Source organism: Waterburya agarophytonicola KI4 (genome assembly GCF_020640915.1).
Lineage (GTDB): Bacteria > Cyanobacteriota > Cyanobacteriia > Cyanobacteriales > Xenococcaceae > Waterburya > Waterburya agarophytonicola.
Genome location: NZ_JADWDC010000027.1, coordinates 25,676 through 38,024 on the forward strand (window position 1 = coordinate 25,676; position 12,349 = coordinate 38,024).

General features: G+C 37.0%; 10 protein-coding genes. 6 read left to right on the forward strand and 4 right to left on the reverse strand.

The features are described 5' to 3' along the window. Positions 1-66 precede the first annotated feature (66 nt). Positions 67-1,635, forward strand: coding sequence for a serine/threonine-protein kinase (locus tag I4641_RS12005; RefSeq protein WP_229640768.1), 1,569 nt, complete (start codon positions 67-69; stop codon positions 1,633-1,635). Positions 1,636-1,707: 72 nt separating this feature from the next. On the opposite strand, the gene I4641_RS12010 is transcribed toward I4641_RS12005, so the two are convergent. Beyond that, a complete protein-coding gene (locus I4641_RS12010; RefSeq protein WP_229640769.1) occupies positions 1,708-2,259 on the reverse strand; it encodes a COP23 domain-containing protein in 552 nt (183 codons plus the stop codon). A gap of 383 nt (positions 2,260-2,642) precedes the next feature. On the opposite strand from I4641_RS12010, the gene I4641_RS12015 reads away from it, so the two are divergent. After that, a complete protein-coding gene (locus I4641_RS12015; RefSeq protein ID WP_229640770.1) occupies positions 2,643-3,371 on the forward strand; it encodes an ABC transporter ATP-binding protein in 729 nt (242 codons plus the stop codon). Between the two features lie 234 nt (positions 3,372-3,605). Beyond that, on the forward strand, positions 3,606-3,746 hold the full coding sequence (gene psb30, locus I4641_RS12020; protein WP_229640771.1) for a photosystem II reaction center protein Ycf12/Psb30: 141 nt from the start codon (positions 3,606-3,608) through the stop codon (positions 3,744-3,746). Positions 3,747-3,800: 54 nt separating this feature from the next. Here the strand turns inward: psb30 and I4641_RS12025 are convergent, their stop codons facing one another. Further along, positions 3,801-4,439, reverse strand: a complete 639-nt coding sequence (locus I4641_RS12025; protein WP_229640772.1) for a bifunctional 4-hydroxy-2-oxoglutarate aldolase/2-dehydro-3-deoxy-phosphogluconate aldolase — start codon at positions 4,437-4,439, stop codon at positions 3,801-3,803. Positions 4,440-4,492: 53 nt separating this feature from the next. After that, positions 4,493-5,344, reverse strand: coding sequence for a M48 family metallopeptidase (locus I4641_RS12030; RefSeq protein WP_369426777.1), 852 nt, complete (start codon positions 5,342-5,344; stop codon positions 4,493-4,495). Between the two features lie 401 nt (positions 5,345-5,745). Here I4641_RS12030 and I4641_RS12035 point away from each other — a divergent pair, with 401 nt between their 5' ends. Next, on the forward strand, positions 5,746-8,181 hold the full coding sequence (locus I4641_RS12035; RefSeq protein WP_229640774.1) for an ATP-binding protein: 2,436 nt from the start codon (positions 5,746-5,748) through the stop codon (positions 8,179-8,181). Continuing rightward, positions 8,181-10,388 (forward strand): two-component system response regulator, encoded by a 2,208-nt coding sequence (locus I4641_RS12040; RefSeq protein ID WP_229640775.1) that lies wholly within the window; start codon positions 8,181-8,183, stop codon positions 10,386-10,388. Before I4641_RS12035 ends, I4641_RS12040 begins: the two co-directional genes overlap by 1 nt. On the opposite strand, the gene alr is transcribed toward I4641_RS12040, so the two are convergent. Continuing rightward, positions 10,385-11,569: an alanine racemase gene (gene alr, locus I4641_RS12045; RefSeq protein WP_263858216.1), complete on the reverse strand. Its 1,185-nt coding sequence runs from the start codon at positions 11,567-11,569 to the stop codon at positions 10,385-10,387. The two genes, I4641_RS12040 and alr, sit on opposite strands and share 4 nt — an antisense overlap. A gap of 198 nt (positions 11,570-11,767) precedes the next feature. Between alr and I4641_RS12050 the strand changes: the two genes are divergently transcribed. Beyond that, positions 11,768-12,265, forward strand: coding sequence for an HNH endonuclease (locus tag I4641_RS12050; protein WP_229640776.1), 498 nt, complete (start codon positions 11,768-11,770; stop codon positions 12,263-12,265). Positions 12,266-12,349: the final 84 nt, after the last annotated feature.

A 12,349-nucleotide genomic window follows, 5' to 3' on the forward strand; every position in this document is an offset into this window, starting at 1 on the left:
CTTGTTTGAATAGTTGATAATTTTCCATATTTTTGCTCTGTTTATTTTATTCAATTCTCGAACCTTATGTCTGATGAGCTAATAGGAGGACGCTACCGAGTTAAAGAATGTCTGAGAACCACAGGCTTTTGCGAAACTTATGTAGCATGGGATACTCATCTTCCCAAAAATCCCGACCATCCACTCTGTGTGGTCAAAAAACTACAACCTCAATCCAATGAAGATTTTGTTCTGGATACTGCCAGAAGACTGTTTGATAATGAAGCCAAAGTTCTTTATAAATTAAACGATCATCCACAAATTCCTCGTCTATTAGCTCACTTGGAGGTTGAGGAAGAATTTTATTTGGTTCAAGAATATATTGAGGGTAAAGATTTAAGTCATGCAGAAATCGTACCAGGGAAACGCTGGCATGAATCTCAGGTACGAGAATTTCTGATTGAAGTATTGGAAATTTTGGCATTTGTGCATCAAAACAATGTCATTCACCGCGATATTAAGCCTTCCAACTTGATGCGTCGAGATTCTGATGGCAAGATCTTTTTAATCGACTTTGGTGCGGTTAAGGAAATCACCAATATGACCCTTACAGAAGGACAAGGAAACGTCTTGACAGTGGCTATTGGTACTCCTGGCTATATGGCGAGCGAACAACAGAGGGGAGATCCCAGGTTTAATAGTGATGTCTATGCTTTGGGGGTTACTGCTGTTCAGGCTATTACGGGGTTTCATCCCGATCAACTGCCCCGCGATCGCGATACAGGAGAAATCAAATGGCGCGATCGCGCTCCAGAATGTAGTGAGGAACTAGCCCGTATTCTGGATAAAATGGTGCGCAATGATTTTTTGCAGCGATATAAAAATGCTAACGAAGCTTTAGAAGATATTCGCATCCCCAAACCTACACCTTTTCCTCCTACACCCCCCGTACCTCCTACACCTTTTCCTCCTACACCGCCCATACCTCCTAAGAGTTCGGGAACTAAAAGACTGCTATTGTTTGTCGTGTTGCCTTTGAGTATGGGACTATTATTTCTTGCCCCTAAAATCTGGAAGTCTTTACAAGCTCTCAAATATTATAACGAAGGGAATGCTTTAATCAAAGATGGCGAATACGAACAGGCAATCGATAGCTTTGATAAAGCGATCGCTAATCGCAGTAATTTTGCTCAAGCATGGACAAATAAAGGCTATGCCCAAGGCAAATTAGGCAGTCATCTAGAGAAGTTTTCTTCTTGCGTTCAAGCCACTGATGTCGATCCCGACTTCTCTGGGGCGTGGAATTGTCGAGGATTGGCAAGATACGATCTCAAGCAGTACGAACGGGCATTACAAGAATACAATCAGGCGATCGCAGTAGAGCCTGATTACTATAATGGTTGGTTAAATAAGGGAGAGGTATTACTAAAATTAGGTCGTCCTAGAGAAGCGATCGACGCGACTAGACAAGTATTAAAAGTAAAGCCTGACTTTTATTTAGCATGGACTCAATTATGTCGGGCTTTATACGATCTCGAACAATATCAGGATGCAAAGGCGCACTGCGAAGAATCTCTGAAGTTAAATCCAGACTATCCACCAACTCAAACTCTCTTAGAAAAAGTAGAGCAGAGATTGGAACAATCAAATAGTTAGTTCGATCTACTAGCTATTTTGATATCTATCTTCGCAGTATCACTTAAAATCGATTAGTATCAATCCCATTGTTTACTTGAATAATCCTTTGGGAGCAAAACTAAATAAATCCCAAAAGTTGACTTCGTAAGAGGTGGACTGAACTCCGCGATCGTTATAGCTTGCTACTACTTTTCCTTGTAGTTCTGGATTGAGAATTGCTGTTACTACATCGTTAGCAACATTTGCAGCCTGTTCGTCTCTGGTTAAAGTAAACAATACTTTGCTGCACTTGTTTCCAGCAGTAGTAGCACAAATAGTTGGTAAGCCAGCTTGTTCTGTACCTACAAAAGTAATTTGAGAAAGATCGTATCCATTATTAGAATATTCTTGCAAATCTCTAGATACGTTGTCGCACAGTTCTTTAGGAGTTGAAGGCGTTCTGTATGCTAATGTTTCTTCTTTCCAATTAAAAACTGCTCTGGTTTCCCCTTCAGCATTTTGTGCCACAGTAGTCGGAACACCTTCACTCATCTGACAAGCAAAATTGAATTGAGGTGCTTCGGTAGATTCCGCGATCGCAGGAGCAGCCCCTAAAGAAATAGCTCCTGTTACTAATAATGTAGAAAAAAGTTTGGTTTTCATGGTGTGAATAGGCCTCCCGAAGTTTAAAATCCACCAGCAACGTTGTAAATGCTGATATGTAATATAAACATATATACGTACTAATCCTAATTTATATGCAACATTATTTTTATTAAGCCAATATTTTAGTTAATTAAAATTAGTTACATTTGATTAAGATATATACTCAGCTTGTAGCAAGGCTTGTGGGCTTTAAGGTTTACTCTTAGTAGTATAAGAAATATACTTTCCCATAGCAAATCTTTATGAGATTAAAGTATAAACTTCACACAAGTTTCACATTTATCGGCGCATTCGAGTCAAATGTACTTAAAGAACTGTTATCAAAAAGACTTTTAGAGAAAATCGAGATGTTATGTTAATGGTTTTCCCAACAAAAGAGTATGACAACAAATATTTTAGAAGTAAAAAATGTCTATGCGGGATATATCAAAGATCTTAATATATTACAGGGAATTAATTTTCACATCGCGCCTGGGGAATTAGTTGCAGTCATTGGTCCTAATGGTGCGGGAAAATCCACCTTGGCAAAAACTATCTTTGGCTTGCTTTCCCCCAATCAGGGTGAAATTATCTTTCAAGGAAAAAATATTAGAGGGTTAAAATCCGACAAAATTGTTAAACGAGGAATGTGTTATGTCCCTCAAATAACTAATGTTTTTGCTTCTCTTTCCGTAGATGAAAATTTGGAAATGGGAGCTTTTATTCGCACTGGTTCTCTCAGATCGCTCAAAGATACTATCTATAACATGTTTCCTAAATTGGGTTCTCGTCGCCGTCAAAAAGCAGGAACATTATCGGGAGGAGAAAGACAAATGTTGGCTATGGGTAAGGCATTGATGTTAGAACCAGACTTGCTGCTTTTAGACGAGCCTTCTGCTGCTCTTTCACCTATATTAGTCAATTCTGTATTTGAACAAGTAAAAGCCATCAATCAAACAGGAACAGCAATTGTTTTAGTAGAACAAAATGCCAAGAAAGCCTTGGCGATGGCAGATCGAGGGTATGTATTAGAAAATGGGAAAGATCGTTTTGAAGGAACAGGGGCAGATTTATTAAACGATCCCAAAGTGGGAGAATTGTATCTCGGAGCAGCTTACAAATCAGATTAATCTCGATCGCAAGGTAACTAATTCTTGAAAAAGTACCCCATTCTTACCAAAGATATTAGTGATTGAGTTTGTGGTTACTTTAATTTAAAATTATCAGTATGGCGTAATAAAAGTTTATATAGTTTTATATAGTTGCGTCAGGATAGCGGATAGTTCCCAGGTATTATAGATGATGGCATATAGAATTTAGCCACATTTTTATAGATCTAATTTTGGTAAATTTTAGGAGAAAATATGGATTTTGTAACAAACCTTTTTAGTGTTTTTGGCAATATTAACTTTACAGTAATTTTTCAACTACTGTGTGTGGCATTAATTATGATTTCTGGTCCTGTCGTAATATTTTTACTGGCTTTACGCGGTGGCGACCTTTAAGAAAACTTGATATTTTTGAATAGCTGCTCTTCTATTTTTAGGGGAGCAGATTTATTATTTAGATAATTGTTCGAGTAGGTAATAAGCTCTAGCAGTTATAGTGGACCAGTCTTTTTTGGCGATCGCTTTTGCGGGAAACAAGTTACTAGAAATTCCTACGGCAATTGCTCCAGCATCGATCGCCATCCTGGCGTTGTCGATCGTAATGCCACCAGTGGGAATCAGAGGAATATGACCCAAGGGGGCTTGCAAGCATTGAATATATTCTGCACCTCCTAATAATTCGATGGGGAAAACTTTGACTACTTTTGCTCCGTGCTGCCAAGCGTTGACTATTTCCGTAGGAGAAAAGACTCCTGGGACAAAAGGTATTTGATGATGATTGGTCGCAGCATCTAGCAAATTTGGGTTGAAGTTGGGTGCGAAGGCAAATTGAGATCCTGCCGAAACTGCTTCTTGTAAGGGATCTAAATTTAGAATAGTCCCCGCACCAATAATACAGTGGGGTAAATCTGCTCTAAGTCGGGTTACTAACTCTTCAGGGCGATCGCTATTCCAAGCAATTTCAATGAGGCTCATTCCTCCCGCTGCCACAGCACGAGCCATTTTATACCCGCAATCTAGATCGGCACAACGAATCACGGCGATCGCTTTATGTTGCTGCAAAATCTGCAACCACTCATCTGTGGTCATTCCCATTAATTTTCCTAAAATAGTATTTAGCGATCGCTAATAGCCCATGGTTTTCATAAAGATCGAATACGATTTTTGTAGGCTCTACGATCCAAACCACTACCCCGATTAACTGTTTGAGGATTAATCATACTTTGTAGAATTCTAATGCGCTCGGAGGTTGCAGGATGAGTACTCAAAACACTAGGAGGAGACCCTCCCTGTTGTAGGAGCTTTTGCATAAAGCCTAATATTCCTGCTGGGGCATAGCCCGCTTTAATCATATTCTCCAAGCCAAAGCGATCGGCTTCTAACTCATCAGAGCGACTATTAGGGCGACTAATAGCCAATTCTACACCAATTTGAATTGCATTATTACGGTCTAGTCCCGCTGCCGAAAGCAAACCTTGAGACAAAGCTCTATTTCTCATTTGCTCAATGGCATGGCGACCTACAATATGACCTATTTCATGTCCAATGACGCTGGCTAATTCTGCTTCATTGTCTGCTGCTGCAATCAAACCTTGGTTGATATATACATAGCCTCCCATAGTAGCAAAAGCATTGATACTATCATCGTCAACTACTTGAAAAGTATAAGGGAGATCGGAGCGATCGCTAGTCTTAGCCAGTCGCTGTCCAATTTGATTAATATAACGATTAATTAAAGAGTTATTAGATATTTTTGCTCTACCAGAGCTAATTATCTCTTGGTTAATTCCTTTTCCCAGTTCTAGCTCTTGGGTATTAGAAATATTAGATAGTTGGACTATTTGTATCCCGCGAATCATCAACTCCACCCAAGAGAGAGCGTAACTGGGGTGAATATTACTAACACTAATACTAATGGTAATGACAAAAGTCATAAAACCATATAACATACGGCGATAGTGACGAGAACCAAAGCTGAAAAATCTCTGAAACATCTTGAAACAAATAACAATAATTATACAAAAGACGGTAATTTCTTTGATTAGGTTGCCTCGATCGATCATTGTCCCAAAAAATGTGACGTGAATATAGAGTATAGAAGACAAATTTGTTGATACCGCTTAAATTCATCTAAGGATTTTTTCGGATTTACAGTATTTAATATCAAGAGTTATTTTGGAGATCGATTTGCTGATTTAGCTTTTTTAAAAAGCATTATGCTACTTTTGCAGATTTTTAAATTTATATTTATTACTCAATCAATCTATAAAAAATAAGTATTTTAACTGAAGTTTTAATTCGGCTTATTTTTATTTTTAAAGATATAAAAATTGTTAAATTTCAAGCAAAAAGACAAAATAGCATTATGTTTTAGCCACAAGCTGAGGAAAACACTGTGAGTTTATTTGCTCAAGAAAATACTTATAGATCGCCCAAAATATACATTTATATGATTCTTGGTGGTCTTGGTAGTCTATTGATGTTATTTTTAGTTCGACAAAGTTTGCCGTTAGATGGGCAAAAAATGAAAGAATATCACCAAGATATTCAATTGGCAAAACAAAAGATATCTTCTTTAGAAAAAGATATTTTAAAATCAATATATTCTACAGGCCGTACCTATAAAGAGCTAGAAATCGAGCTAGATGATACTCGACAATCTATCGATAAATTAAAAAATACACCTATTTTTTTAAATGAAATAGAGCAAAATATTTTAAATAGTAAATTAAAAACTCAGGAGCTTTTTTTTACTTCTCAAGCAAATCTAATTCGGGAGTTTCAAGAAAATAAATTTAATTTGAATCAGTCTTGCCAATATATTCCTAAACTTAGAAACGATTTCAACTATAAAAATCTAAGCTTTAATCAAGATTTAGCATTGACGATCAAAGATCTATTAAGCAACCTTATTTTACAATGTTACCAAAAAGATAGAGTTGCTAATTTGACTATCAAAAGTCAAATTAGTAAGATCAAATCCTTAACTAAAGAAAATTATTTTGTTCGAGAACAAATTTTAGTAAACGAATCAATAGAGCATGCCAACAAAGTTATAGATCTTCAGGAAAAAATTGAAGATATAAGTCGCCAACTAAAAATATCTAATCTCGAACATAAATTAAATGATTTTGAGAAAAGTTATCTCCAGAATATAGATGACATCGAAAAAAGTATTAAAATATATAGATTGTTTACCTATCTATTTTTGCTAATAATTATTATTTTTATAGCACAGCAAATTATCAATAATTTGATTAAAACTAATCGTAGTATAGTCAAAATACTAGAAGGCTTTACTGAAGAACTAGAAAAAAAAGTAGAGCAAAGAACTGCCCAGTTAGAAGAAAGTATTCAAAATACAGAAGCTGCTTTAGCCCAGGCACAAAATGCTAACAAAGCTAAGAGTAGATTTTTAGCTAATATGAGTCATGAATTACGGACTCCCCTCAATGCTATTTTGGGTTTCACACAGTTGATGTGTCGAGATGGTTCTATTAGCAACGAACATCGAGAAAATGTTCAAATTATTAATCGTAGTGGAGAGCATTTATTAAAGTTAATTAATGATATCTTAGAGATGTCTAAAATTGAAGTAGGTCAAATAACCCTCAACGAAACTAAATTTGACTTGCATATAATGCTCAAAAGCATTGAAGATATGCTCCGCTTAAAAGCAGAGTCTAACAATATAATTTTAACTTTCGATCTAGCTAGTAATATTCCTCAATATATTTATACAGATGAAGGAAAATTACGCCAAATTATTATTAATTTATTAGGAAATGCTCTTAAGTTCACTACCAAAGGTGCAATTGTTTTGACAGTCAAACTTCAAGAAAATACTCAAGTAGAAAATAATAATCTTGATTTTTTATTTTCCGATACTTATGGTCTTTATTTTTCTGTGCAAGATACTGGACCTGGTATTCCAACCGAAGAAATGGAGCAGCTATTTTCTCCTTTCGAGCAGACTAAAGTCGGTCGGGTTTCTAATGAAGGAACGGGTTTAGGTTTGTCTATCTGTCAAAAGTTTGTCGAGTTGATGGGAGGTAAATTAGAAGTTGAAAGTGTTGTGGGAGAGGGAAGTATTTTCTTTTTTGAGATTTTACTCAAGGTAGAAAATACAGATATTTCTCAAATATTCAATAGTCGGGAAATTGATGAAACTCAAAGAGTTGTGGGAATAGCGGGCGATCGACCTCAATACCGTATTCTGGCGGTAGATGATGTGTCAGCTAGCCGTCTTTTGCTCAGAAAAATACTTACAGAAGTTGGTTTTGCCGTAGAAGAAGCAGGGGACGGTCAACAAGCAATAGAACTTTATTCAAGCTGGAATCCCGATCTAATTTTAATGGATATGAGAATGCCCATCATAGATGGCTATGAAGCGACAAGACAGATCAAATCTCTGCCAAAAGGAAAAGATACGATTATTATTGCGCTAACAGCTAGTGCTTTTGAAGAGGAAAGAGTAGTTATTTTGTCTGCTGGTTGCGATGATTTTATGCGTAAACCTTTTCATGAAGCCGAGTTGTTAGAAAAAATTGGCAAATACCTTAATATCGATTATCTCTACGAAGAAACCATTGACGTAGTATCGAATGAACTCGCGTTACTAGAGGAGTTAAGTCAAGAAAGTTTGGCGGTAATGTCCTCAGAATGGCGATCGCAATTATACGATGCGGCAGCAAGAGTCGACAATCAAGAAATTTTACAATTATTGTCTGATATTCCTCAAGAGTATGAATCTCTGGCTCAAGGACTAGAAAATTTAGTCGAGCATTTTCGCTGTGACAAAATTATTGACTTGACCAAATCAGTTAACTAATGAGCGTACTTACTTTGGAGCAAACAAAACTAAAAATATTAGTTGTCGATGACAAGCCAGAAAATCTTCGTCTTTTGTCTAATGCTTTAAGCCACGAAAAATACGAAGTCAAATGCGTAATCAATGGTGAAATGGCTTTGATGGTAGCCAATTCAGTGACACCAGATTTGATTTTGTTAGATGTAATGATGCCTGACTTAAATGGTTACCAAGTATGTGAAAAACTGAAAGCCGATGAGAAAACCAAAGATATTCCTATTATTTTCTTAAGTGCCAATAACGACTCTATTGATCGCATTAAAGCATTGAGGGTTGGTGCAGTAGACTACATCAACAAACCTTTTCAGATTAATGAAGTTCTGCTACGGATTAAAAATCAATTACAACTCAAAGCTGCCCGACAAGAAATCTCTAAATTAAATACCGAATTAGAACGGCGTATTCAAGAGCGTACAGCACAACTTGAAGCAGCCAATCAAGAATTGAAGTATGAAATCAAAGAACGAGAACAAGTTACTAGATTACTGCGACAAAGCGAAGAAAAACTAGAAAGCATTCTTAATTCTTTAGAAGAAGTAGTTTGGTCGGCAGAGGTCGCCACCAGCAATTTATTATTTCTCAATCCCGCTGCTACTAAAGTTTACGGTCGTTCTGTAGAAGAATTATTAAAAAATCCTGACCTACGTTTGGAGTCAATTCATCCTGACGACCGCGATCGCGTAGAATTGTCTTTAGCTAGTTTTCTCAATCACAACAACGAGCTAGAATATCGCATCGTTCAACCTAATGGGAAAATTCGCTGGGTATGGGAACGCAGTCGTATAATTTATGATGATGATGGCAGTTTAAATCGTAGAGATGGCATTATTTGTGATATTACCGAACGAAAAAAAATTGAAGAGGAATTAAGCTACGAAGCCAGACATGACTCTTTAACTAATCTACCCAATCGATCCGCTTTTATCGAACAAGTAGAGCAAACTTTGAAATGTTGTCACAAAAATCCAGATTATTTATTTGCGGTTTTGTTTATCGACCTAGACCGTTTTAAAATTGTCAACGATAGTTTGGGTCATTTAGTCGGGGATAAACTATTAATATCCATAGCCGAAATTTTAACTGACTGTTCTCGTTTCGGAGATTTTGTAGCTCGCTTGGGAGGAGATGAATTTACAATTCTCCTCAGTAATGTTGAAAGTCTAGAAGACTGTCATAATATTGCCGAACGAATTCAAGCTAAGCTCAAAACTCCTCTTTCTTTGGAAGGTCATACTGTTTTTACTAGTGCTAGTATTGGTATAGTTTTAGGTAATAACAAATATCAAGATAGTTCGGAAATATTGCGCGATGCTGATATCGCTATGTATCGTGCCAAGTCTGATGGTAAGGCGCGACATGAAGTATTTGACGCACAAATGTATGCCGAAACTAAAGAGTTATTAGAAATTGAAAACGATTTACGTAATGCAGTTCTACACAAAGAATTTGTTCTTTACTATCAGCCCATAGTATCTTTAGAAAACGATACCTTGTATGGTTTTGAAGCATTACTACGATGGAATCATCAAAAAAAAGGGATGATTTATCCCGATAAATTTATTCATGTTGCCGAAGAAACGGGATTGATCGAGTCTATTGGTCGTTGGGCGTTAGAAACGGCTTGTCGTCAACTACGTATTTGGCAGGTTCAATATCCTGGTGCAGCAAACCTGAAAGTAGGTGTCAATGTTGCCAGTCAACAGATGAAAGACTCGCAGTTTTTGAGTATTTTAGACAGAACTTTGGAGCAAACTGGATTATCGGGAAAGGCTCTCCATTTAGAAATCACTGAAAGTACTTTAATGGACTACGAGCCAGAAACTATTAGTCTTTTCAATAAAATTAGACATAGGGGTATTAAAATTAATATTGATGATTTTGGGACTGGTTATTCTTCTCTACAATATTTGAACCGTTTTCCCATTAGCACTCTGAAAATAGATCGATCTTTTACGGAAGGGATGTTACAAGAAAAGGAAAATTTTGAAATTATTAAGACAATAGTTACTTTAGCTAGAACTTTAAAAATAGATGTGGTAGCTGAAGGGATAGAAAATATCAAACAACTCAAAGTTTTGAAAAAACTCAACTGCAAATTTGGTCAAGGATATCTTTTCTCTGAAGCAGTAGACTGTGAATCTGCTACTTTACTGATTAATAAATATTAAATATATATTCTGGGCAATCTATGCTTGAAACTACAAAGAATTTCCCACGAAATAGTATTAAGGGTATTTGCCCAGTCTTCGGCGGAAATGCTTAAATCGTTTTGTTGCCCGATCAAAGTAACAATATCCCCCGATCGCAAATCGGGAATATGATCGACATCTAACATTAGTTGATCCATCGTAATAGAACCAATTTGATCGACCAGCTTTCCTCCTACAATTGCTTGTAAATGATTGGATAAATTGCGGGGAATACCATCGGCATAACCAATCCCGACTACAGCAATTTTAGTGTCTTTTTTGGTAATAAATTTACGACCATAGCTAACTCCTTCCCCTGAAGGAATAATTTTAACTTGAGCAATTTTGGCTTTAACTTGTAAAACTGGTTTAAGCTCGATGGAATTACGTAAATGGGGTGCGGGATATAATCCGTAAAGGGCTAGTCCCACCCGCACGATATCGTAGTGACAGGAGCGATCGCATAAAGTGGCAGCAGAATTGGCTAAATGTATCTGAGGCGGAATATATCCCCCATCCTTCAATTGAGTAATAGCATTTTGAAAGCGTTGATGTTGTAAATTCATCGTCGTACGATCGCTTTCATCCGCCGTCGAAAAATGAGAATAAATACTGGCTATTTTTAAGTTAGATAAAGATTTAACCAGGGACACAAAAGAATTAGCATCTTGCCAGTTTGTTCCCAAGCGAGACATTCCCGTATCCAGCTTAAGATGGACGGGTAAAGACTTTCCTAAAGAAGCCAACGTGCGATCGAAAACTAATGCTTGTTCTAAATTGCAAATAGTAGGCTCTAATTGCCACGCAGCTATAGCTTGAATATCTTCGACCGCATTTATTGCCCCCAAAATCAAGATCGGTGCATTTATTCCTGCCTGGCGTAATTCTACCCCTTCTGGGAGGGTAGCAATTGCCAGACAATCTGCACCATTAGTTAAAGCTGTTTGAGCAACAGCAACAGCACCGTGTCCGTAGGCATCTGCTTTGACTACAGCCATTAATTTTGTTTGTGGCTGAATAAAATTCTTGAGAGTTTTAACGTTATGGGCTAGTGCTGTTAAATCGATTTCCACCCAGGCGCGTTGACGGTTTACCAAGAAAGATAAAGTGTTTTGTTGGTGTGTCTTATTAATTTGTCGATCCTGTTGCCCAATCGCCATATTAAAATTAATTTTGTGACTTTTTGCTGCTGGTATTATTCACAAATATTAGTCCAGAAAAAGATAAGGTCAAGTTTCTCTTAATAAAGTCAGCAAATCATAATCTTAAAAAGCCTTAAGTAATAGTTACCGAACCACAGTAATTAGTTCAACTGTGTTACCATCTCTGATAAATAAAATTAATATAAAATCTTTGTTATGGGTAAGGTTTTAGTATTGAATGCTTCCTACGAACCCTTAAATATCACTAGCTGGCGTAGAGCAGTGGTATTACTCCTCAAGGGTAAAGCAGAGCAACTAGAGCATAAGGGACAAATCGTTTATGCTGATTTTCCCCTACCGACGGTAATTCGCCTCCGTTATTACGTCAGAGTTCCTTATAAAGAAATTCCTCTCACTCGCCGTAACATTCTAGAGAGAGATGCTAACACTTGTCAATACTGCACGGCAAAAGGAGATCAACTAACCATCGACCATGTAGTTCCGAGATCCCGTGGAGGAGGAGATACTTGGGAAAATCTCGTCGCAGCTTGTGTTCGGTGTAATGTCAAAAAAGGTAGTCGAACTCCCAAAGAAGCAGATATGATGCTCCTGACTAAGCCTCGTCGTCCCTATAGCAGTTTGCACTTTGAACTAGTCAAGCACACCAGAGGTAATTCTAATCAGGAATGGAAAAAATACGCGATCGGGATTTAATTCTAATGGCAGTCGCTTATTATATTGGTTGGTGGTACACTCTAAGCTCTAGATAAATAAAAATATATAGTTATCCTATACTTG